The organism is Salinicoccus halodurans, assembly GCF_900114445.1.
Taxonomy (GTDB): Bacteria; Bacillota; Bacilli; order Staphylococcales; family Salinicoccaceae; genus Salinicoccus; species Salinicoccus halodurans.
Map to the genome: position 1 here is coordinate 136,682 of NZ_FOTB01000006.1, position 22,725 is coordinate 159,406.

21 protein-coding genes are annotated in these 22,725 nt (G+C 44.9%); 4 read left to right on the plus strand and 17 right to left on the minus strand.

The window, feature by feature from the left end; genetic code table 11:
- Nucleotides 1-6: 6 nt before the first annotated feature.
- Genes BM271_RS12945 through BM271_RS12965 form a run of 5 tightly spaced genes read right to left on the minus strand, consistent with a single transcriptional unit; the run spans nt 7 to nt 5,397 of the window.
- Entirely contained in the window at nt 7-1,887 is a 1,881-nt protein-coding gene (locus BM271_RS12945; protein ID WP_046790487.1) for a DNA translocase FtsK, read from the minus strand.
- A gap of 11 nt (nt 1,888-1,898) precedes the next feature.
- A complete protein-coding gene (gene ytpR / locus BM271_RS12950; RefSeq protein WP_046790488.1) occupies nt 1,899-2,489 on the minus strand; it encodes a YtpR family tRNA-binding protein in 591 nt (196 codons plus the stop codon).
- Nucleotides 2,473-3,300 carry a DUF1444 family protein gene (locus BM271_RS12955; protein ID WP_046790489.1) on the minus strand — a complete coding sequence of 276 codons (828 nt, stop codon included), beginning with the start codon at nt 3,298-3,300 and terminating at the stop codon, nt 2,473-2,475. The genes ytpR and BM271_RS12955 overlap by 17 nt, the downstream gene beginning before the upstream one ends.
- A 16-nt stretch (nt 3,301-3,316) precedes the next feature.
- Nucleotides 3,317-4,312 carry a PTS sugar transporter subunit IIC gene (locus BM271_RS12960; protein ID WP_046790490.1) on the minus strand — a complete coding sequence of 332 codons (996 nt, stop codon included), beginning with the start codon at nt 4,310-4,312 and terminating at the stop codon, nt 3,317-3,319.
- 5 nt (nt 4,313-4,317) lie between these two features.
- Complete coding sequence (locus BM271_RS12965) at nt 4,318-5,397, minus strand: M42 family metallopeptidase (RefSeq protein WP_046790491.1); 1,080 nt, start codon at nt 5,395-5,397, stop codon at nt 4,318-4,320.
- 71 nt (nt 5,398-5,468) lie between these two features.
- On the opposite strand from BM271_RS12965, the gene BM271_RS12970 reads away from it, so the two are divergent.
- The gene (locus BM271_RS12970) at nt 5,469-5,765 is read left to right on the plus strand and encodes a hypothetical protein (protein WP_046790492.1); all 297 of its coding nucleotides are present in this window, start codon (nt 5,469-5,471) and stop codon (nt 5,763-5,765) included.
- Here BM271_RS12970 and BM271_RS12975 read toward each other — a convergent pair.
- The 8 genes from BM271_RS12975 to BM271_RS13010 form a co-directional block, all read right to left on the minus strand.
- Nucleotides 5,752-6,954, minus strand: a complete 1,203-nt coding sequence (locus BM271_RS12975; RefSeq protein ID WP_046790493.1) for a MalY/PatB family protein — start codon at nt 6,952-6,954, stop codon at nt 5,752-5,754. The genes BM271_RS12970 and BM271_RS12975 overlap by 14 nt on opposite strands.
- A gap of 96 nt (nt 6,955-7,050) precedes the next feature.
- Entirely contained in the window at nt 7,051-7,683 is a 633-nt protein-coding gene (gene trmB / locus BM271_RS12980) for a tRNA (guanosine(46)-N7)-methyltransferase TrmB (protein ID WP_046790494.1), read from the minus strand.
- Between the two features lie 37 nt (nt 7,684-7,720).
- Complete coding sequence (locus tag BM271_RS12985) at nt 7,721-8,512, minus strand: phosphotransferase family protein (protein WP_046790495.1); 792 nt, start codon at nt 8,510-8,512, stop codon at nt 7,721-7,723.
- A 224-nt stretch (nt 8,513-8,736) separates the two neighbouring features.
- Nucleotides 8,737-9,585 carry a D-amino-acid transaminase gene (gene dat / locus BM271_RS12990; RefSeq protein ID WP_046790496.1) on the minus strand — a complete coding sequence of 283 codons (849 nt, stop codon included), beginning with the start codon at nt 9,583-9,585 and terminating at the stop codon, nt 8,737-8,739.
- Nucleotides 9,575-10,996 (minus strand): dipeptidase PepV, encoded by a 1,422-nt coding sequence (gene pepV / locus BM271_RS12995; RefSeq protein ID WP_046790497.1) that lies wholly within the window; start codon nt 10,994-10,996, stop codon nt 9,575-9,577. Before pepV ends, dat begins: the two co-directional genes overlap by 11 nt.
- 114 nt (nt 10,997-11,110) lie before the next feature.
- Nucleotides 11,111-11,848, minus strand: a complete 738-nt coding sequence (locus BM271_RS13000; RefSeq protein WP_052749870.1) for a hypothetical protein — start codon at nt 11,846-11,848, stop codon at nt 11,111-11,113.
- Between the two features lie 78 nt (nt 11,849-11,926).
- Nucleotides 11,927-12,616, minus strand: a complete 690-nt coding sequence (locus tag BM271_RS13005) for a pseudouridine synthase (protein WP_046790498.1) — start codon at nt 12,614-12,616, stop codon at nt 11,927-11,929.
- Between the two features lies 1 nt (nt 12,617).
- Nucleotides 12,618-14,252, minus strand: coding sequence for a putative polysaccharide biosynthesis protein (locus tag BM271_RS13010; protein WP_046790499.1), 1,635 nt, complete (start codon nt 14,250-14,252; stop codon nt 12,618-12,620).
- Nucleotides 14,253-14,331: 79 nt separating this feature from the next.
- Here BM271_RS13010 and BM271_RS13015 point away from each other — a divergent pair, with 79 nt between their 5' ends.
- Complete coding sequence (locus BM271_RS13015; RefSeq protein ID WP_046790500.1) at nt 14,332-15,591, plus strand: BaiN/RdsA family NAD(P)/FAD-dependent oxidoreductase; 1,260 nt, start codon at nt 14,332-14,334, stop codon at nt 15,589-15,591.
- 28 nt (nt 15,592-15,619) lie between these two features.
- On the opposite strand, the gene leuS is transcribed toward BM271_RS13015, so the two are convergent.
- From leuS to BM271_RS13035, 4 genes are all read right to left on the minus strand, one after another.
- Complete coding sequence (leuS, locus tag BM271_RS13020) at nt 15,620-18,031, minus strand: leucine--tRNA ligase (RefSeq protein ID WP_046790501.1); 2,412 nt, start codon at nt 18,029-18,031, stop codon at nt 15,620-15,622.
- 287 nt (nt 18,032-18,318) lie between these two features.
- Complete coding sequence (locus BM271_RS13025) at nt 18,319-18,783, minus strand: methylated-DNA--[protein]-cysteine S-methyltransferase (protein WP_143544952.1); 465 nt, start codon at nt 18,781-18,783, stop codon at nt 18,319-18,321.
- Between the two features lie 5 nt (nt 18,784-18,788).
- Nucleotides 18,789-20,348, minus strand: coding sequence for a hypothetical protein (locus BM271_RS13030; protein ID WP_046790503.1), 1,560 nt, complete (start codon nt 20,346-20,348; stop codon nt 18,789-18,791).
- A gap of 5 nt (nt 20,349-20,353) precedes the next feature.
- Entirely contained in the window at nt 20,354-21,079 is a 726-nt protein-coding gene (locus BM271_RS13035) for an ABC transporter ATP-binding protein (protein WP_046790504.1), read from the minus strand.
- Nucleotides 21,080-21,206: 127 nt separating this feature from the next.
- Between BM271_RS13035 and mnmL the strand changes: the two genes are divergently transcribed.
- Both mnmL and mnmM read left to right on the plus strand, forming a co-directional pair.
- Complete coding sequence (mnmL, locus tag BM271_RS13040) at nt 21,207-22,181, plus strand: tRNA modification radical SAM protein MnmL/YtqA (RefSeq protein WP_046790505.1); 975 nt, start codon at nt 21,207-21,209, stop codon at nt 22,179-22,181.
- A complete protein-coding gene (gene mnmM, locus BM271_RS13045) occupies nt 22,153-22,713 on the plus strand; it encodes a tRNA 5-(aminomethyl)-2-thiouridylate-methyltransferase MnmM (RefSeq protein ID WP_046790506.1) in 561 nt (186 codons plus the stop codon). The genes mnmL and mnmM overlap by 29 nt, the downstream gene beginning before the upstream one ends.
- Nucleotides 22,714-22,725 lie beyond the last annotated feature (12 nt).

Genomic DNA, 22,725 nt, shown 5'->3' on the forward strand with positions numbered 1-22,725 from the left:
ATGAGATCATCCTCCGATATTCTTCAAATGGGAGAAGACTCTTTGTTTTGAATCCTCAGGCAGCATAGCACCGTTTACACGAAGTGCTTTATTGGATGTCGGGATTTGGATCAGCATATCATTGCCGTCCACGAGCGTCTCGCTGCCTTCGATGATATTGGATTTTTCATCTCTGAATGAAATCCGGGTCTGCATCATCTGCAACCATTCAAAGCGTATATTAACATCCGGACGCGTATGTTTCATAATCAGATGGATGCCCAACGGCTTACCTTTTTTCAATATCTGGACAATCGTCCTGACAGCATCCGGATTATTGTCCTCAAACAGCTGGGATAAATCATCAATTACAACTGCAATCACACTTTTCCGTGATTCGTAGTTGACTCTTTGGTTATAGCTCTCTAAATTTCTGACGTGCGCTCTTCTGAATTGATTATGCCTGTCATTCAATTCTTTGAACAGCCCACTCAATACATCCGGATCCATAATGGACTTCTGAGACTGGAACAGATGCGGCAAATCTTTATAATCATCGTAATGCGGTTTGTCTGAAGCAATGAGGATTCTGAATTCATTTGGATTATGATTCATCATCAATGAAATGAGAAGATTATCTATGATGTTTGAAGAATCAATCTCATTATTGCCATATATCAGCATATGACCTGCCTTTTGAAGTTCGTAGCTGAAAATCTTATCATCTACAGTTTTTCCAATAATAAATTTGAAGTCATTCTTTCTTAACTTGAGACTGCTCGAAGAAAATACTTTACTGAATGGGATATGAACTGGTTCCTGTAATGGGAATTCAATTCCTATATTACTTGTGCCTATGATCGGTGCGATAATCCTGAAACTGACAAAAGGCAGATTTGGTGCCAGGTGTTCCCTCAGGCGCACGATATTGCTCAGTCTGAATGTACGGTCCAATGATATTCCATACCGTCCTATTATCCCATTAGTTTTATAATCATAGATTTCAGCCGGGATACCAATGGCGTCAAAAGCTTCGATCACCTGTCCTGCATGTGACGCATCTGCCTCGCCGTAATCAGCTGCCATATCACTGCCAAGCATATGTATCGAAGGCATTGTATATTTCGGACCTTGCCGTTTTGTTTCACTTTTACGGCTGTTGAGTTGTTTTTTCTTATCATATGGTGTCATGATGACGTTGTAAGGAGAAGTTGTTTTAAAAGTTTCTTTTGAATCCTCTGGAACAACTGATGTTTCTGTGCTTTCAGCCAGCTCGGGTTTCTGTTTCAGCTGCGGCTGTTCCGACTGGCTGCCCTTCAGATTATAAGGATCATCATAGCGTGCCTTTTCGCGCGCTTCCCGGCGTCTGCGCTCTTCAATGCGTTTTTGTTCTCTTTTCGCCCGCAGAAGCCTTTCCTTTTTCAGGTTTTCTATAATCGGAGAAGTATATCCCTGTTTGGCAACCTGTACATTTTTTTTATCAGCTTCAATGTAGGATAGCTCTTCCTCAGACAGATGCTGTTTATTTGTACCATGGATTGCAGAAGGCACAGGCGTTGCACCAGGTAAAGGTTTCTGTTTGCGTATTTCTTCATTTCCGTCTCCCTCTGCCTGCTCGATATGTTTCTTTGTACCATGGACGGCAGAAGGGATTTCCCTTGCTTTTGAAATCCTGAAACTGGACTCTTTCTTCTCTGCTTTTTTCGTTTCGTCAAAAAGGGTTTTCCTCTGCTCTTTTCTGATGAAAGAAGCAGAATCGTCTTCATCCCTCATTTGTTCATTCCGATACGATTTATCATTTTCATTTTTTTCATCATCCAGATCTAAAGGGAAACGGAAGCGCTCCCTGTAATTTTTTTCATCATCCAATGCACTGTTGAATTGCCTTCTCCTTCTCGATCTATCCATATGAACCACCTTTACTTAACTTCAAACGGCTGGGCCACTTCATAACTGTCGTCCAAAACATAGATTCCCTTAACACCGTCATCTTCAAGATTCAACTCTTTCTTAGAACAAATCATGCCCGTTGATTCCACACCTCTGAGTCTGGAAGGTTTAATATACAGTCCGTCAGGCATTACAGCACCCACTTTTGCAACTACGACAAGCTGTCCTTCATCGACATTGGGTGCACCACAAACAATCTGGAGCAATTCATTACCGACATCGACTTTAGTTACATTCAATTTATCTGCATCGGGATGTTTTGCTTTTTCTGTCACTCTTCCGACTACAAACTTAGGCGATGTGTCAAATTCAATTCTCTCCTCGCCATATTCTTCAAGAACTTTATTAATCGAATCAACAATATCTTCTGTCGGTTCGATATTGACACCTTCATGCAGACTGATCTTCTTTGAAGCTTTAAATATGTTCAGGCCGATAATCTCATCGTCGTCTTTGATAACAGTCAGATCATCATGGTATTCATAAGATGGACCATCCACTTTTCTAAGGGTTACAAGCAGGACATCTCCAACATGTTCATTATTATAAGTCAGTTTCATCATCATTACCTCTTTTATTATAGTTCCTCTGTTTACCCAGGATAAATACCGGTTTCAACCTTTTCTCACGGTAGGAGAAAGATAGCGATGTTATCGGAGTGAGCCCCTCTGCAAAGTACTGCATCATCATCTGCGCCATAATATCATAGCCGACATTATTTTTGACATCTGCGATAATCAGTACATCCTGATGGGGCAGCCCCACCATCATCTCACCTTCACATTTTTCATACATTTCATCAAGGAATGCTTCATTGAGGATACGCGAAGCATCATAACCGTCGTTATGGTTCACGAAATAAAAATCGTTTTCCTGTATCGTATCCTTCTTGATTTCGATTTTCAGGTTTTTAAGATTATTGCCCGCAAGCGTTCGGATATCATCGTGTCTCATGCCCAGGGAAGATGCAAGATTTTCATCAATCAGACGATAACTTTTTTTGAAATCTATGGCATAGTAGATATCTGTTTCATTTGTATGGCTGTCTTTGACAAAAGAGACACCGCTCTTCGTCTTGTCCGGGAAACTTGTGGAACGTATTACAGGATAGATTACTGCTTGTTCGGAATCAATTTTCTCTTCTTTCATACGTTCGAGTGTCTCATCTATATAGTATACAATTTCATCTGCAAAATTGCTGTCTTTCTTAAATTTATCCATTGCCTTCGACAACGAAACATTAATCCCTTTTTTATTATCTTTGCGCTCAACTCTGAGCATCTCTTTTTCCCGATCGAACGATGTGTTGAAATCACTGCGTTTCTCCCCCAGTTTTTCAATCACTTTATCTTTCAGCTGGAAAATATTCATGAAATTGCCTCCACTTCTAATCTTTGGCAGACAGCCTTAGCATTTGGTCGCCATCTTTAATGAGCCCCATTCTTCTCAGCAGAATATAGAATATCAAAGTTAGGACTGCCGGTAAAACGATATGGAAGACCAAAATGGATATCCAGACGTCAAATGATGCCCCCATCGTTTCCACTGCCATAATCTGTCCCACAAAACCACTTGTTCCCATTCCTGCACCTGCAGCATTATTCTCCATTGGAAAAAACACTGTCATTATAGGCGCAATGATTGCACTCGACAGTACAGGCGGCAGGATGACAAACGGATTCAGCAGCACATTCGGGATTTGGAGCATGGAAGTACCGACACCAATGGAAATCAGACCTGAAATCCCATTATCCTTATACCCGGTAACCGCCAGTCCGACCATGTGGCAGCAGCAGCCAATCACTGCTGCACCGGCAGCCAGCCCACTTATATCCAACATTATAGCAAGAGCGGCGCTGGAAAGTGGCGCTGTAAGTGTTATGCCAAATACCACTGCTACCAATATACCCATTATAAATGGTCTTTGCTCTGTAGCAAACCCAATGAATTCACCGATGCCAATCATGAAGTCTCCAATGGCCGGACCGACGAATTTAGCAATCAGATAACCGATGACAATTGTCAGGAACGGCGTAACAATGATATCTATCTTAGTTCTGCCGGCATAGAGTCTGGCAATTTCTATTGCTGCGATACTTGTGATATAACTGCCGGCTACACCTCCCATATCATAGGCGGCATAACTGACTACCAAAGTAGAGAATATGACCAGCGGGCCAGCTTTAAGGCCATAGGCGATTGCTGCTCCGATTGCTGCTCCGGTCAGCCCCATTGCCACTGCTCCGACTTCTCTGAGTCCACTCAAGTATGGGATATAAGTACCGGCGGTATCAATGATCAGACCGATGATCAATGAAGAAAACAAACCCAGAGCCATAAAAGCCATACCATCGATGAACCATCTGCGCATTAAATTCCTCATCAGTTTTATAGACCTCTTAATTCTTCCACTTTTTTAGAATTGATTCCTTTTACCAATTCTGACAGCATCGTCTTGGCGTGTAAATAATCATTATAATTGATGATTGAATGGCTCGTATGGATGTAGCGTGCACATATACCGACCACAGCACTTATGACACCTTCTCCGGAAACATGTATGCTGCCGGCATCCGTACCGCCGGGAGACTGGTAATACTGATGCTTGATCTCATGGGTTTCTGCAGTCTCAAGCAGGTAGTCCCGCATTGGTTTTGACAGGATCATGGTCTTGTCCATGATACGTATCAATGTCCCCTCACCTATTTTACCCATATCTTCATTTTTGCCCAGCATGTCATTGGCCGGAGAGCAATCCACTACAAAGGCGACATCCGGTTTTACAAGATTGGAGCTGACCTTCGCTCCTCTCAGACCTACTTCCTCCTGAACATTCGCTCCTATGTAGAGATCACAGTCCAGATCGACATCTTTCAATGCTTGCAGAGTCTCGATCGCAATCAGGCATCCATATCGGTTATCCCATGCCTTGGCGAGTAATTTATCCGTCCCTTCCATCACTTGGAATTCGACATCAGGAACGACTGAGTCTCCCGGCTGTATGCCCATTTTTTCAAGTTCTTCTTTGGTATCAGCGCCAACATCAAGCAGCATATCCTTGATTTCTGTCTTGCCGCCCTTGCTCTCTTTTCTGAAATGGACCGGCACGCTGCCGATAATGCCTGTAATTTCTTTATCCTTGGAAGTCCTGACTTTGAACTTATGACTGAGCATGACATCGGTGGACCAGCCGCCCAGAGGAGCAAACTTGATCATGCCGTTTTTTGTCAGCTGTGTAATCATGAAGCCCACTTCGTCCATATGAGCCGCAACCATCACTTTCGGTGCATTCTCTTTAACGGATTTTTTAACGGCAAAGATGCCGCCCAGACCATCAGTGATGATTTCATCAGCATATTTCTCCAATTCCGACCGCATATAAGCCCGTATTTTATCTTCAAATCCCGGAGCACCGTGCAGTTCGGTCAATGTTTTCATTCTTTTCAGAGTTTCATCGGTAAGATTCATTTTTATTCCCCTTTAAAATTCTATTTTTATTACTCTCTATGTTAAACTGACTCTGATGGGAGGATTCATTTATGTCAAAATACATTAAATTTTTAACTGCATTTTTTGTAATCTCCATACCGGCGTTCATATGGTTTAGGAAACACCAGCCGATTAACCCTCAGGAAATCATCAGGCAGCTGCACATACAGTTTGAAAATGTGTCGTTCATTTCCATAGACTATCAGACGAGTACCAGAAAGCTGCTCGGCATGAATTGTGAAGTCTATACGGGGCTTCTGCATGTTAAAAAAGACGGAAACACCGAACGCTACCATTTCATTGCCGATGCATTCACTGGAGAAATCATAGAGATTACTTCTTTGTAATCTTTGTGATTTCTTCGAATGTTTTACGAATACGCCCGAGACCCAGAATAATCCGCTCTCTGCTGGATGCCACATTAAACCTGAAATGCTGATTCTTTTTGACATCATACATTTTTCCTGGTGATACAGCGATTCCGCCGATCTCAACAAGGGCTTTGTGAACAGTATCGTCATCCAGTCCGGACTTCTCAAAACTGATCCACGCAAGATACGTTGCATCCGGTTTTTTGAATGTCAGCCACTCAGACATGTGCTCGTCTATATAATCCTCGACCAGCTGGAAGTTCTCTTCAAGGTGGTCATTCAATTCATCCACCCATTCGCCACATTCATTATATGCAGCTTCTACCGCTGCCAGAGCAAGTGAATTTGCCGCACCCATTCCATATTTGGAACCGATGTCCTGGTTCAATTTCCTGCGGAACTCTTTATCCCTCGAAATGAAATAGGAATGCGGCAGACTCGCCAGATTGAAAGTTTTGCCAAGTCCTGTTGTCACGAGGATCCTGTCGCCTTCTTCCATCAGTTCGACCATGGAGACGAAACTGCTTCTCGGTCTGGCAAAATCCATATGGATTTCATCACTGATTAAAAACACTCCATTCGCCATGCATATTTCACGGATCTTTCTGAGTTCACTTCCAGTCCATACTTTTCCGGTCGGATTGTGAGGATTGCAATGAATGTAGACTTTTACATCTTCTCTTTTACACAGTGTTTCAAAATGTTCAAAATCAAATTGATATCCTTTTTCATCTTCTATGAAAGGACAGTCTACAATTTTACGGCCATTCCCTTTCAATTGACTAATAAAGGCATTATAGCTGGGAGTCGTGAGAATCACCCCGTCCCCTTCCTCGCTATGCTGCCTGATGACTTCCCCGACGGTAAACAGGACAGACGGCGCATAAGAGATCTCTTCATCCTTTAGTTCAATTCCAAACCGGCTGCTCCACCAATGTTTAACAGCAGCGTAAAACTTCGGATTCTGCCAGATTGTATAACCGAAAATACGGTTGTCTATCCTGTTTTTCATTGCTTCGGCTATCGGCTCGGCAATTTCGATATCCATGTCTGCAATCCAAAAAGGTTCCAGGCCGCTTCTTCCGAATAAAGCATCAGTCCCCTCATACTGAACGCTGTATGTGCCCTCTCTCGAAGTACCTTTATCAAAATTGAATTTACCCAAAAAAAATCTCCTCCAGACTTTCTGAATGCTGCTTATCATTTCTTTATTATTTTATCATTACTCACTGAATAATACACGGCATTAAAAAAAGCACCTTTAAAAAGATGCTTTTATTCTGTATATTAAATTTCCTTTTGCTGAAAACTTCTCTTCATATTCAGTTCTGATGTTATCCTCAGGTTCATCTTCATGAAGGTTCAGTATCACTTCATGAAAATCCATTCCAAACTGATTTAAACTGACCAGACTGTATTCGAATAATCCTCGGTTGTCCGTTTTGAAATGGAGTTCGCCGTCCTTCTCCAAAATCAGTTTGTACTGGTCCAGAAATGAACTGAAAGTCAGCCTGCGCTTCTCATGACGATTTTTTGGCCACGGATCAGAAAAATTGAGATATACTCTGTCCACTTCATCTTCATTAAAATACTCATCTATCTTATTTGCGTCGAGGAGCAGAAGCCTTACATTTTCAAGCTCCAGTTCGCGCACTTTTTCGAGCACGCGGATCATGACGTTCTTATCGAGTTCAATTCCCGCATAGTTAATATCCGGGTTGCGGCTAGCCAGTTCTGTGATGAAGGTTCCCATACCGGTCCCCACTTCTATATGGAGCGGCTGTTTCTTCACAAAAAATTCATCTATTTTCCCTGCATATCTCGACTCTACGTCAACGATATCTTCATTGGACGAGAGAAAATCCATCGCCCATGGCTTGTTACGCATTCTCATCGGTTATTCCCCACCTGAAAGTAATTATTTATATGATTTAAATAAAACGGTCCCTATTAATAATCCTGTTGAGGAATATGATCCAGTCGTTCATATCTTTAAATCGCTTATGATCCTCATACCACTGAATCATCGTAATCGCCTGTACCAGCGTATACCACTTCATGCGCTTAAGCAGGTCATGATCGAGGGACTTCCCGTAGCTGTTCAGCCACTCGCCCCACTTTTCAGTATCTACATAAGTATAAAGAAGCATACCCAGATCTATTGCGGGATCTGCAATCATTGCACCTTCCCAATCCACCAGAAAAAGCTCATCCTGATCGGATAAAAGCCAATTATTATGATTCACGTCTCCGTGACATACTGTGCAGAATTGTTCGTCAATCTTCGGCATCTCATTCTCCAGATACTGGATTGCTGCACGAACAGTATGATGGGCATTCACTTTTGGTGAAAGTGATGATTGTATCTTGTTTAACAACAAGTCCGGCAGCATGGGTTTCATGCCGAGTTTTTTGAGCATTGTCAGAAGAGGTCTTGATGTATGGATCTTTTTCATCAATGACGCGACTCTCTCTGAACACATCTCATCACGGTTCAGCTCCCGGCCATTTTTCCAATGTTGTGCTGTCACTACTTCGCCGGTCTCTATTCTTTTAGTCCAGACCAGCTTAGGTACGATACCCTCAGCTGACAACGCCGCAAGGAAAGGGCTGGCATTACGTTTCAGGAACAGCTTCCTGCCATCCTGCTCCGCCTTATAGGCTTCGCCGGATGCTCCACCAACGGGGTCGAGTGTCCAGCCGAGCTGATAGAAATGCTCCAAGTTCTACACCTCTTTTCATCGTCAAAGAAAAAAGCGCTAAATACTTAACGAATAAGATAGCGCCAGTTTCTGTTCGTGTTATAAATTTTATAGGGTTTCATAATTTATTTCAAGGACTATTATCGTGTCTTTTTTTGACAACCTAATGTCACGGATCAATAAAACCATATACTGTAAGCCTTTGGACCGCCTGAAAATTAAAAGGGTAATATTTCAGGTTAACATTATTTAACCAGGTTTAATTTGTGAATGTTTGCATCAAATACTTCCTGGATACGGTTTGTGACACTTCCTCTTTGACCGTCGGAGATGATCGTATCATCAATCTTGACGACAGGGGTGATTTCCTGGGTCGTACTTGTGATTATCACTTCATCCGCTTCTTTCAATTCCTCCACAGTGAAGCCCGTTTCGTCCGTTTCAATACCCAGTTGTTTTGCGATTTTCAATACTTCAAGCCTAGTAATCCCGTTCAGGATGAAGTTATTTGCAGGATGTGTTTTCAAAACGCCATTTTTTACTATAAAAACATTTGTCGACGACCCTTCTGTCACCACTTGATCACGATGCATCACCGTTTCATGGGCGCCTGCTTTCACTGCACGTTCCTTCTCCATTACATTGGCCAGCAGATTCAGGCTTTTGACATGGCACTTCAGCCATCTGTAGTCTTCGGAAGTGATGACATGCACTCCGTTTTCAGACTGGGTCCTCGGACGTCTGGCTTCATTAATATAAGCCAGCACCACTGGTTCCACATCCACCGGGTACGCATGGTTGCGGTTCTGTATCCCTCTTGAAACCTGTATATAGAGAGCTCCGTTTTCAATGGTGTTCCTTTCTTTCAATTCCGTCACGATATCAAGCAGTTCCTGCCTCGAAACTCCTTCAATTTCAATTTCAGCCATACTGTTCATCAGACGATCCAGATGTTCATCCAGTGTAAAAAACTCACCCTCATAATACCTGATGACTTCATATACCCCGTCTCCAAAATAAAATGCACGATCCTGATATTTAACTCTCAGCTCATCATCATTTTTAAATTCACCATTATAAAAACTAATTTTCATCCATCTCACCCTTTATACAGATTCTATGAAGTGCTTCCAGGTATATCTCTGTGGCAAGCAGCAGTTCATCCAGTCTCATCCGTTCATTTTTCTGATGCATGGTATCAGCCGTATCTTTGAACATTGCACCAAAAGCAACGCCTTTCTCCAATGTCCTGGCATATGTGCCGCCTCCAATCGTAAACGGTTCGGTATCATCATCCGTATGATTGCGGTACGCATCAAGCAATACCTGCACGAGTGGGTCTTCTTTATCGACATAGTGCGGTGCCTGATGGGTGACATCTTCAATGATGAATCCGTCCTCCTGGATCTCTTTTTCCAATTTTTCGAGTCCGGCTTCAAAATCCAATCCTTCAGGGTATCTCAGATTGACTCCAAAAATACCGCCGTCGACCTCTGTGTAGTTGATCATCCCGGTATTGACGCTTGTTTCACCAAGCTCCTCATGTGAATGTGACATACCAAAATCCCCACCGTCGAAGTTATCGATTATTCTGGAATTCGCAAATTTCACAAAAGCCGTTGCATTATTATCAAGTTCCAGTCCGTCGAGGAACCTGAGCAGAATAAATCCTGCATTCACACCCGCTTCAGGTGTAGAACCATGTGCACTCTGTCCCGTAATTGACAGTTTCAGAAAGCCATTATCTATTTCGTATTCGCCTTCGACATTATCCTGCCTTAAAAAGTCCTCAAATGACTGGATGACTTCACTCATGTTCTGAAGCACTTTAAGCTTCGCCTCAGCCTCTTCAGGAACCATGTTGTATCTTTCACCCGAAATCAAAACTTTGAGCTCAATATTAGGCTCTGCTTCATCCAGCGGTGTCTGCTTCTGTATGATATTGAAAGTGGTAATCCCTTTTTCTCCATGAATGATCGGAAAAGCGGCATCCGGTGCAAATCCGGCGTCCGGCATTTCCTCGGATTTAAAATACGCATCCGTGCACTGCCAGTCCGACTCTTCATCCGTACCAATGATCAGGCGTGTCCTGTATTGAAAATCCATGCCCTGTTCTTTCAATATTTTCAGAGCGTAATAGGCCGCCATCGTCGGTCCTTTATCATCCTGGACACCTCTGGCTATGATTTCGCCGTCCTTCAGCACCGGTTCGAACGGATTCGTATCCCATCCATTTCCCGGAGGCACAACGTCGACATGTCCCAGAATCCCGAAAAGTCTCTCACCCCGGCCAACTTCAAGATGGCCGGCCAGGCTGTCCACTTCCCTGCTTATCATCCCATCACGTTCTCCGAGAGACATCATGTAGTCCAAAGCTGCTTTGGGGCCTTCTCCCACAGGTGCATTTTTTGCCGGCTCCCCCTTGACACTTTCTATCTCCAGCAGACCAAATAAATCCTTGATCAGATCATCTTTATATTGACTGACCAAATTTGTGTAATCCATGAAATCTCCCCCAGCTCGTATGTATCATAATCTTATTTTTCAATAATATAGAAAAAAACACATAAAAACAAGGAAACAGCAAAATATCTGCTGCTTCCCTGTCATTCTCATAAATTATTTTTTATTGTTATTCTTATCTGAATCCTCATCCGTCACTACATGGATATTGTGACTGTCATCCTTATCACCCTGATCCTCGATGACTTCAGCGTTTCCCGACGCTTCCTTATTAAGGCCGCCGTGGGATACTGCATCCTGAAGTTCTTCATCCTGATGGATGCCGCCTTCGGAAACCCATTCTTCATTCATCTGTTCGGTTGTCAGCTGGCCTTCACCATCCATTCTGTCAGGTTTGGTATAATGACCTTCACTTTCATCTGTACTGCTTGCCCCCTGTGTAGGAGAAATTTTACTGTTATCATTGTTCGGCTGGTTGTAATCATTGGCAGCGTCTGCAGAATCACCGTTTTCAGAATTCAATTTTGATTTTGCTTTCTGCTGCGCTTTCTGTGCGTAGCCTTTGGGATCCTGCTTCGCTTTCTCGACTTCCTCTTTCGCTTTCTCCTGATATGCCCCCGCCTGTTCTGATGCTTTGGACTGGAGGTTCTGTGCATAACCTTTCGGATCCTGTTTCACCTTATCGATTTCCTCTTTTGCTTTTTCCTGATAAGGTGCAGTTCGTTCGTTGAATTTTTCCTGTACATTCTGAGCGTAGCCTTTAGGATCTTCTTTCACCTTGTTATATTCATTAACTACGACGTCACGGTTTTCTTTCTTGGACAATTGTTTTGCCGCAACTGCAAGTCCAAGCATCGCCGCAACTTTTAATAAAGCCCCTGATTTTCTAGCCATGTTAAAACACCTCTTGTATTATATTTGGTTTGTGAGTAATCTATGATAAATATTTACCCGTTCGCAATAGCCTTAAACTTATTTTTTCAAGTTATCAATCTCTTCGGCGCTCAGTCTGCGGTATTCCCCTCTCTGGAGGGTGTCATCAAGCTTGAGCGAGGCGAATCCAATCCTTTCCAGCCCGATCACTTCATTATCCAGATACCCGAACATCCTTTTGACCTGATGGAATTTACCTTCTGTAATTGTCAGCTTCACTTTGCGTTCTGCCACTTTCAGGGCCTCGGCGGGAGCCGTCGTAAAATCCTTCAATGGAATCCCTTCTTCAAGCTTCTGCAAGTCCAGTTCCGATACATCTTTTTTCAAATCCGCAATATAAGTTTTAGCGATCTTTTTGCGCGGGCTGAGCAGTTCATGCGCCAGCTGCCCGTCATCTGTGACGAACAGGAGTCCGGTAGTATCTTTATCGAGCCTCCCGACCGGAAACAGGTCCCCGCTCTGCGGGTGATCGATCAGATCGATTACTGTAGGAGTGGGCCCCGTTTCAGTTGATGAAATCACGCCGCGCGGTTTATTTAGCATGATGTATATATCCTGTTCCAGGATAACCGGCAGGCCATTCAACGTGATCGCTTCCCCGCCTTCTACTTCACGCTTCGGGTCTTTCACCACTTCCCGGTCCACTGTCACCCTGCCTTTTCTTATATTCGTCTTTACGTCCTTACGGCTTCCTTTGCCGGCGTTTGAAAGATATTTATCCAGCCTCATTTTACAACACCTTCAATTTCTTTCTGATCTTGTCCGCCCTTGCTCCGAGTATTTCATCTGCAAGTCCAGTCCGGAAGGATATGATTAGATAGACCAGCCCGCCTACAGGCACGGCGATGGCAAGTACAATGACAGAATTCAGCTTCTGTTCAATATCAAGATTTAAGATGAATACATAATAGAAGATTTCAACAACGAGCAGCATCACCAGGCTGTAGAGTCCAATTTCCGCCAGAGGTCTGAACAAAGACCTGAAATGGAATTTGCCATACTTTTTAATGATATAGAAGTTGAGCAGCACGCCGATAGAAAGCGCAATACCTGTGCCCATTACTGCTCCGACTGTCTGGAACTGCATGATGAGCGGAATATTGATCGCCGCTTTTATAGCCAGCATGATCAATACGACATATAAAGTCAAATTCTGTTTATCGATTCCCTGTACAATTGAACATGTGACGGAAAATAATGAGATGACCACACTGACAGGCGCATAGAACAATAGTATTTTTATACCCATTTCATTATAGCTGTAAAACGATGTATAGAGCGGTGCAGACAGGATCATCATCCCAAGTGCTGCAGGTATTGCGAAGAACAGCAGCATGAGAATCATCAATTTGATCTGATGATGCACATCATCAAGCTTTCCTTTATGGAAGTTTTTAGTGATGAACGGCAGTATCGTGATTGCGAACGCGGATGCGAATGCCGTCGGAATCATTACAAGCTTATGTGTTGTCAGATTCAGCATGCCGAACCATGCATCATGGTAGGACGCCGGTACGCCGCCCATTGCAAGGCCGTTGTTATGCGTCAGCTGGTCTATGAACATTGTGAGCGGGATACTGATGCCCACAATGATGAATGGGATGCCGTAACGGACAATTTCAGAATACATTTCCCTGTAGGAAAAATCATAATCCGTCTTATCCGTTTCAACCATCTTCTGGATATGATGCTTTCTCTTCCTCCAGAAATACCAGAGTGTCGCGAGTGAACCGAGCCCTCCGATAAACGCTGCGAATACAGCAATTTCATTCGCTGTCTGGATACTGCCGCCGACCATATAGATGACAACGAATGAACCGCCGAGCAGGAACGCAATCCTCAGGATCTGCTCGATTACTGAAGATACGCTCGTAGGTCCGAATGATTCGAATCCCTGGAAAATCCCGCGCCATGTCGCCATGAACGGCACGATGATCACAGCCACGCCTACAACGCGGATAATACCCGTGATATCTTCTGTGCTCCATCTGTGCTCGCCTCCCCCTGCTGCAAGCATCTGCAGTTCAGCGATGAACGGAGCCGCAAAATACAGAGCGATGAATGCGATGAAACCGGAGGACAGCATTACGATAAGACTGGAGCGGTATAGTTTCTGGCTTGTGGCATATGCACCCAGCGCATTATATTTTGCCACATATTTAGAAACTGCACCGGGTACACCTGCTGCTGCAATCGACAGCATGATGGTGTAAGGTGTGTACGCGTATCCGTACAGTGCGAGATTTTCCTCACCGCCCATGATACTGTAGAATGGTATGAGGTAAAGCATACCAAGCACTTTAGTGATGACAGTGGCGATCGTCAGTAGAAACGTGCCTCTCACTAATTTATTTGAATCAGACATTTAACATCCCTCTTACATTCAGAATAATATTCATTATAATCGAAAGCATACAAGTTTCAAACAAAAAGGAGAGCTTACAATGTACCATACCATCGTAGTCGGCGCCGGCGTCAGCGGTCTGATGGCAGCATTTGCCGCTTCAGAGAACAACCGGAAAGTACTGCTTATAGAGAAGAATAAAAATCCGGGCCGCAAGCTGCTGATATCCGGAGGAGGCAGGTGCAACGTAACCAACAGGCTGCCGTACGAAGAAATCATAAGTCACATACCCGGAAACGGAAAGTTCCTCTACGGACCTTTTTCCACCTTCGATAACGAAAGCATCATCAGTTTTGTTGAAACCGGCGGCGTCCCGCTCAAAGAAGAAGATCATGGCAGGATGTTCCCCGTATCCGATAAAGCAAAGGATGTCCTTGACGTATTTACAAAAGCACTCGAGAAAAACAATGTGGAAATACGCTATAACACTGTGGTGAGGGAAATCCTCGCGGCCGACGGGGAAATCACCGGCGTCAGGCTGGCTGACGATACAGCGCTCAGCGCCGGGAACGTCATCATTACCACCGGTGGAAAAAGTGTTCCGCATACCGGTTCTACCGGAGACGGCCACCGCTTTGCCCAGTCACTGGGACATTCTATCACTGAATTATTCCCGACTGAAGTGCCCGTCCTCTCAGACGAACCCTTCATAAAGGAGGGAGACCTGAAAGGACTCAGCCTGGATGATGTTGCCCTTTCCGTCCTTAAGAAAAATGGCAAACCGCGCATCACCCATCAGATGGACATGATATTTACACACTTTGGCATCAGCGGCCCCGCTGTGCTCAGGTGCAGTCAGTTCATCTACAAAGAACAGCAATCCCAGAAGAAAAAAGAAATCAGGATGTCCATCGATTTCCATCCGGAGCTGAGCCGCGGTGAACTGAAGAATACCCTTGAAAAAGAGATATCAGACCATAAGGACAGATCGATCAAAAATATACTCAAGGGTAAACTCCAGGAACGCCTCGTCCTTTTCATGCTCAAACATTTGAATATCGACGGCGCAGCCAACGGGCACCATTTGAAATCCGAAGACTTTGAAGCCATCATCGATTTTCTCAAAGGCTTCATCTTCACCGTCAACGGCACCCAGTCTATCGAAAAGGCTTTTGTCACCGGCGGCGGCATCAGTCTTAAAGAAGTGACACCCCAGACGATGGAAAGCCGGCTGATTGAAGGTCTTTATTTTGCAGGAGAAGTACTGGATATCCACGGTTACACCGGCGGATACAATATTACCAGCGCCCTTGTGACCGGCTATGTCGCCGGGAACAGCGCAAACGGCCGGATAACATGAGTTATCCAGCCGTTTTTTTAGTTCGCCATTAGTTCGCCACTATATTTACCAGCTTGCCCGGTACTACGATGACTTTTCTGATCGTCTTGTCATGAATGACTTCCTGAACCTTGTCGGATTCAATCGCGATGCGCTCAAGGTCTTCCTTGCCCGCATCAGCCGGTACATTCATCTTCTCCTTCACTTTACCATTGACCTGTACTACGATTTCAACTTCTTCTTCTACAATTTTAGCTTCGTCGAATACCGGCCATGATTCATAGGAAATCGTGCCGGTGTTACCCAGTTTATGCCAGATCTCTTCAGCGAGATGAGGGGCGACCGGTGACAGCATCTTAATGAAACCTTCGATATATTCCCTGCCCAGTTTATCCTGTTTGTAGCTTTCATTGATAAATACCATGAGCTGGGAAATCGCTGTATTGAAGCCGAGTGTTTCGTAATCATCAGTGACTTTCCTGATCGTTTCGTGATACACCTTATCAAGGGCCGGTGTCTCTTCGTCCACTACAGTATCCTTTACAGAACCATCTTCATTGATAAGCAGTCTCCATACCCTGTCCAGGAAGCGGCGTGCGCCGTCAAGCCCTTTTTCACTCCAGGCGATGGAAGCATCAAGCGGCCCCATGAACATTTCGTACAGTCTGAGTGTATCAGCACCATGCGAGTAGACGATGTCGTCAGGATTGATGACATTCCCTTTTGACTTGCTCATCTTTTCATTACCTTCACCGAGGATCATCCCCTGGTTGTACAATTTCTGGAATGGTTCTTTTGTATGCACCACACCGATATCATAGAGGACCTTATGCCAGAATCTCGCATACAGCAGATGAAGTACAGCATGCTCTGCACCGCCGATATACAGATCGACCGGCAGCCAGTGCTCGAGCTTCTCCTTCGAAGCAAGTTCTTCGGTATTATGCGGATCGATGTATCGCAGGTAGTACCAGCAGCTTCCTGCCCATTGAGGCATCGTATTCGTCTCACGGCGCCCTTTCACACCATCTTCACGCGTCACGGTAATCCACTCTTCGTTATTCGCAAGCGGCGACTCCCCTGTGCCGGAAGGCTTGATCCGATCCATTACAGGAAGTGTCAGAGGCAGTTCTTTTTCATCGACCGTGCTCATCGTACCGTCCTCCCAGTGGATGACAGGGATCGGCTCGCCCCAATAGCGCTGACGTGAGAAGAGCCAGTCACGCAGTTTGTAGGTCGTCTCTTTTTCCCCGAGATTTTTCTCTTCAAGTATTTCAATCGCTTTGCTGATCGCTTCGTCCTTTTCCAGACCGTCAAGCGCTCCGGAGTTGACATGCCTGCCTTCTCCAGTGTAGGCTTCCTTCTCTATATCGCCGCCTTCGACAACTTCGACGATCGGCAGGTCGAAAGTTTTGGCAAATTCATAGTCACGCTCGTCATGCGCCGGTACTGCCATGATTGCACCCGTCCCATATGAAGCAAGTACATAGTCGGCAATCCATATGGGCATCTTTTCATCCGTAAATGGATTGATTGCATAGGCACCGGTGAACGTACCAGTTTTCACTTTCGCAAGATCTGTGCGTTCCAGATCGCTTTTGCGTGCCGCCCTTTCCTGATAGTCCTTAACACTTTCTCTGTTGCCGTCCGCCGTAATCTGATCGATCAGTTCATGCTCGGGAGATAGTACCGCATACGTTGCACCAAACACCGTGTCCGGCCTTGTTGTGAACACAGTGAACGACTCATCATGACCGTCGATTCCGAATCTTATATTCGCCCCCTCGGATTTACCGATCCAGTTGCGCTGCATATCCTTAAGCGACTCCGGCCAGTCCAGGTCATCAAGATCCTCAAGCAGGCGGTCCGCATACTCCGTGATCTTCAGAATCCACTGGCGCATCGGTTTTCTGACAACCGGATGGCCGCCGCGCTCAGACAATCCGTCGATGACCTCTTCGTTCGCTAGCACAGTGCCCAGTGCTTCACACCAGTTCACAGGCACTTCATCAACATATGCCAGACCTTTATTGTACAGTTGTATGAAAATCCACTGAGTCCATTTATAGTATTCCGGATCCGTCGTATTCACTTCACGGTCCCAGTCATAGCTGAAACCGAGCTCTTTTATCTGACGGCGGAAATTGTTGATGTTCATCTGGTTGAATTCTGTGATATCATTCCCCGTATCAATCGCATACTGTTCCGCAGGCAGACCGAACGCATCCCAGCCCATCGGATGAAGTACGTTATAGCCCTGCATGCGCTTCATGCGGGAGATGATATCAGTTGCTGTATATCCTTCCGGGTGTCCGACATGGAGACCCGCTCCGGAAGGATACGGGAACATATCCAGGGCATAGAATTTTTTCTTATCCAGTTCATCCTCTGTTTTAAAAGTTTTGTTCGTTTCCCAGTGATGCTGCCATTTTTTCTCAATCTCTTTATGATCGAATGTCATTAATAATTTCCTCCCTTAATATAAAAAATCCCATGTCTTAATAAGACATGGGACGATCATATATACATACAACCGCGGTACCACCCGCATTCACTTTAAAGTGCAGCTTAATTTTTATGAGATTAGATTGAAATCAGACGAGTTCACATACATCCATTGCCGGTTCCCACCATTGCCGGCTCTCTTCAAACGGCATGCATCCTACTACTTCCGATACTTATAAATATAAGATATATTCATAAAATTAGCAAGGTGTATATTTCGGTTCGTGAAATGCTTTGATGCATTCATCTTCCTTCAATTCCGAGCAGGGTTTCTTTTTTATCCAATCCGCCTGTATAGCCCCCGAGTGTCCCGTCGTGTGCAATCACACGATGGCAAGGCACAATGATGGAAATCGGATTTTTACCATTCGCATTTGCCACTGCCCTTGAATGGTTCGGCCCTCCGCAGTCCATGGCAAGTGTTTTATAGCTGATTGTTTCACCGAATGGGATTTCATACAATCTGTTCCATACCTTCTGCTGAAACGGTGTTCCTCTGTAGGACAGGTCCACTGGTACATCAAACCGGGATCTTCTGCCTTTGAAGTATTCCCCGAGTTCAGCAATGCATTGGTCGATGATGGAATTTGTGCTGCCGTTTTCAGATATACTCTCTCCATCTACATAATCCAGCCCGACAATAAAACCGTCATGCTCTGTAATTTTCAGATGTCCGACAGGACTTTTCATATAATACTCATTACTCATCAACATCAGTCCTTATAGGTGATATTAAATCCTTTGTCATACCTTTTTTCCACATTCTTAAGGAACAATACAGAAGCTCCCGCTGCCGCAGCAAGCACTGCCAGTACAATGTTTATTATAAAAAAATTGATTTCTCCGCCGCCGCCCATAAACAGCAATGAGATGAGCCCGGCCGTCAGCAGAAAGACCACCATGACGAATGAAAGAATGATATTGGTCGCCGTATCCAGTCTCTTGGTGGGATTTTTTGTACTCACCACGGGCTGTGTGCTGCCTGCAAGCATTCCGGCAGGTACCATGGCAAGGGACACAAGGATGATGAACACCATAGAATAAAGGAGTGCAGTCATACTGATGGGCAGAACGAGCCAGACGATCAAACCCGCTGCGAGATAGACAGGCGTAATCGTTAAAATGTTATACAAATATTTCGCTTTGACTATATCAGCAGATTTTATCGGCAGCGTCTTTAAAAATTCAAAATGTCCGGCATCGCGTGCCGTATTATAAGCACCTGCATACAGTGAAATGATGATTGTTCCGGATATTGACACTGCAATCATCTGGGCATCATACATATTGACACTGCCGGATTCCGGTCCCGCCGCCGAATTGGTGTACATGAAAAAAATCATGACGCCTGGGAGCAGATACTGCGGAAGCAGCACGGCCCATTCCTTGAAATCGCGCAGAGTCAGCTTAAAATCCTTGAGCATCAATATTTTTAACGGAGTCGATGCGGCTGAGGATGCATTTTTCTTCTCCCTTTTTGCACCGTGTTCACCGACCCAGCCCGACTTGAAGGCGTGGACTACAAAAGATCTGAGTCCCATGACCAGAACAGTCCCGGTTACGATGGAAACCGCTATACCGGTCAGTCCGCCTGCAAAATTTAAATTATACAGGAAACCATCGTATATGAACGCCGCATCAGGAAGCATCACGAGTATGTCCTCTATGGAAGAACTTCCAACAATCAATACTGCATAAACGAGGACGAATGAAATGCCCCCCAGAAAAGTGAGCACTTCGCTGACTTTATTTGCAGGCAGTATTTTCGTCACCAGAAAAACGAGTCCGTAGGCAACCGCCATGGAGAGGATGCTGAGCAGCAGGAAGTACACCAGATGGGTGACGGTTAAAAACCATTGTCCTTCCTTCAGCGCGAACAGGACTCCGAAAGCAAGTCCCAGAGGTGCCATGATCGAAACGGTATTGGTGAGCCACTGTTTCAGGAATTTTGCCATGAAGAGTGACGAAGGTGAAATTGGGAATGTCAGATAAAGCTGAATATTGCGGTCCATGAACATTTCTTTGATGATCGAATTTACTGCCAGCAAAGCCAAGATTAAAACTGCCGCTGCAGAAGCCAGCAGTATGAAGCCGCTTAAATGCTTATCCGGCGCATTGAAAATGAAGAGAGAGAGCACCGAAATGACACTCGGAACGATGAATAGAGCAATCACCGCCGACACAAGTCCATAGATCACTTTTTTTGAATCGCTGAGTGCCCTGAAGTAGTTGATCATGGAACGTTTCTCCACTCTGAGTATGGATCTGATCATGCGCCTCAGTCCCCCTCTGTCAGTTCAAGAAATACATCTTCCAGGCTGGCATCCGGTTTGCCTACGAGCGCCCTCAGTTCTCCGAGTGTCCCCGACTCTTTCGCGACGCCGTTATAAATGATGAGTATCCTGTCCGCAATCTCTTCCGCAAGGCTCAGTGTATGCGTCGTCAAAAATACAGTGTGACCATCCGCCACGTAGCCTCTCAGATAATTTTTCAGGTTCCTGTTGCTTTTCGGATCCAGGCCTACAGTCGGCTCATCTAAAAATATGATGTCCGGATGATGCATCAGTGCTCCGATGATCACCAGCTTCTGTCTCATGCCGTGGGAATAATTTTTCACGAGTGTGTCGAGCTTTCCTTCCAGATCGAACAGTTCCAAAAAGAATTCCAGTTCCTGCTTGTATTCCTCCTGCCCCATTCCATAGACACTGGCTACAAAATTCAAGTATTCACGGCCGGAAAGCTTGCCTATGATGTCCGGAGTGTCGGGGACAAAGCTTATTCTTCTTTTCAGCTCCGTTTTATCCAGCCGCATTTCCTCGCCCAATATTTCGACGGACCCGTCCGTCGGCTCCAAAAGGCCCATCAGCATCCTTATTGTCGTTGATTTACCTGACCCGTTGGGGCCCAGAAATGCAAACAGTTCGCCCTTCCCCACTTCGAAATCGAGTTTATCCACAGCCGGTTTTGAACCGAAATGTTTAGTTAATCCATCTGCTTTTATCATTTATGTGTTCCTTTCGTCCGCCTGACTCATTTATATAATTCCCTTACAAAAAAAATGGTATACCTTTTATACTTTATGTACAACCTTTATGATACAATCCCACATAGGAAATGGTCGGTGAGATACAATGGAAAAATTCAAATACAGTTTCGATGATAAAAGATACCATACATGGAATTATCATCTTAAAAATAAATTCAATGAAAAAATATTCAAGGTCGCCCTTGATGCCGGTTTCGATTGCCCGAACAGGGACGGCACTGTTGCATACGGCGGCTGTACTTTTTGTTCAGTTGCAGGAAGCGGCGACTTTGCCGGAGACCGGGTCGATCCGATTCCCGTCCAATTCGAAAAGATCAGGTCCAGAATGCAGAGCCAAAAATGGAAAAACGGGAAGTATATCGCTTATTTCCAGTCATTTACCAATACTCACGCCCCGCTCGAAGTCCTGAAAGAAAAGTTTGAGGCTGCGCTTGAAATCGACGGCGTCGTCGGACTTTCAATCGGTACGCGGCCGGACTGCCTGCCGGATGAGGTCGTTCAATATTTGGCAGAGCTTAACGACCGCACTTACCTGTGGGTGGAACTCGGTCTCCAGACTGCCCATGAAAAAACGTCAAAACTGATAAACAGGGCTCATGACCTGGACTGCTACCTGGAAGGCGTCGAAAAACTGAGGAAGCACAGCATCAACGTGTGCAGCCATATCATCAACGGTCTCCCCGGTGAAGATCACAGGATGATGATGGAAACCGCCGAAACGGTTGCGCACATGGATGTACAGGGCATTAAGATCCATCTGCTCCATTTGCTGAAAGGCACTCCGATGATCAAACAGTATGAAAAAGGGATGCTTTCTTTCCTGTCGCAGGATGACTATACGAACCTCGTGGTCGACCAGCTTGAGATTCTGCCGCCGGAAATGATCATTCACCGTATTACGGGGGACGGACCGATCGATCAGCTCATCGGTCCAATGTGGAGTACAAATAAATGGAATGTCCTGAATGGTATTGATGACGCTTTGAAACAGAGAAACACATTCCAGGGCATAAAATACGAGGAGGATGTAGATGCTGGAACGCGTGCTGCCATACGCTAAAAGTCTGGCAAAAGATATTGTCCAGCCTGGTGATATCGTTGTAGATGCCACATGCGGCAACGGTCATGACACTGCATTTTTAGCTGAACTCACTGGTCCCCGCGGCCGTGTGCTCAGTTTTGATATACAGTCGCAGGCTCTTGAAAACGCAAAAAAACGCTGTCATCTGCTGGAAAATATAGAATTCATACCAGATTCCCATGCCAATGCGGAGAAATACCTGGAAAAAGGCAGCATTATCAAAGCTGCCATGTTCAATCTTGGATATCTTCCCAAAGGGGATAAAACAGTAACGACAGAATATCAGTCAACGATTTCCGCGATTAAAAAGCTCTTTACAAGACTTGATGCGGGCGGCAGGATCATCATCGTCGTATACCACGGGCACCCTGAGGGGAAAATTGAAAAAGAGGCACTCACCGAATTTCTGACCCGGTGGCCGCAAAAAGAAGCCCAGATTTTAGAGTATCGATTCATAAATCAGCAAAACGATGCCCCTTATATATTATGCATAGAAAAGAGCAGGAAATAAAAATGGATCAGA

Coding starts and splice junctions, on each gene's coding strand:
- BM271_RS12945 (WP_046790487.1), bottom strand. CDS start 1,887: ATGGATAGATCGAGAAGGAGAAGGCAATTCAACAGTGCATTGGATGAT.
- ytpR (WP_046790488.1), bottom strand. CDS start 2,489: ATGAAACTGACTTATAATAATGAACATGTTGGAGATGTCCTGCTTGTA.
- BM271_RS12955 (WP_046790489.1), bottom strand. CDS start 3,300: ATGAATATTTTCCAGCTGAAAGATAAAGTGATTGAAAAACTGGGGGAG.
- BM271_RS12960 (WP_046790490.1), bottom strand. CDS start 4,312: ATGAGGAATTTAATGCGCAGATGGTTCATCGATGGTATGGCTTTTATG.
- BM271_RS12965 (WP_046790491.1), bottom strand. CDS start 5,397: ATGAATCTTACCGATGAAACTCTGAAAAGAATGAAAACATTGACCGAA.
- BM271_RS12970 (WP_046790492.1), top strand. CDS start 5,469: ATGTCAAAATACATTAAATTTTTAACTGCATTTTTTGTAATCTCCATA.
- trmB (WP_046790494.1), bottom strand. CDS start 7,683: ATGAGAATGCGTAACAAGCCATGGGCGATGGATTTTCTCTCGTCCAAT.
- dat (WP_046790496.1), bottom strand. CDS start 9,585: ATGAAAATTAGTTTTTATAATGGTGAATTTAAAAATGATGATGAGCTG.
- pepV (WP_046790497.1), bottom strand. CDS start 10,996: ATGGATTACACAAATTTGGTCAGTCAATATAAAGATGATCTGATCAAG.
- BM271_RS13000 (WP_052749870.1), bottom strand. CDS start 11,848: ATGGCTAGAAAATCAGGGGCTTTATTAAAAGTTGCGGCGATGCTTGGA.
- BM271_RS13005 (WP_046790498.1), bottom strand. CDS start 12,616: ATGAGGCTGGATAAATATCTTTCAAACGCCGGCAAAGGAAGCCGTAAG.
- BM271_RS13010 (WP_046790499.1), bottom strand. CDS start 14,252: ATGTCTGATTCAAATAAATTAGTGAGAGGCACGTTTCTACTGACGATC.
- BM271_RS13015 (WP_046790500.1), top strand. CDS start 14,332: ATGTACCATACCATCGTAGTCGGCGCCGGCGTCAGCGGTCTGATGGCA.
- leuS (WP_046790501.1), bottom strand. CDS start 18,031: ATGACATTCGATCATAAAGAGATTGAGAAAAAATGGCAGCATCACTGG.
- BM271_RS13025 (WP_143544952.1), bottom strand. CDS start 18,783: ATGAGTAATGAGTATTATATGAAAAGTCCTGTCGGACATCTGAAAATT.
- BM271_RS13030 (WP_046790503.1), bottom strand. CDS start 20,348: ATGATCAGATCCATACTCAGAGTGGAGAAACGTTCCATGATCAACTAC.
- BM271_RS13035 (WP_046790504.1), bottom strand. CDS start 21,079: ATGATAAAAGCAGATGGATTAACTAAACATTTCGGTTCAAAACCGGCT.
- mnmL (WP_046790505.1), top strand. CDS start 21,207: ATGGAAAAATTCAAATACAGTTTCGATGATAAAAGATACCATACATGG.
- mnmM (WP_046790506.1), top strand. CDS start 22,153: ATGCTGGAACGCGTGCTGCCATACGCTAAAAGTCTGGCAAAAGATATT.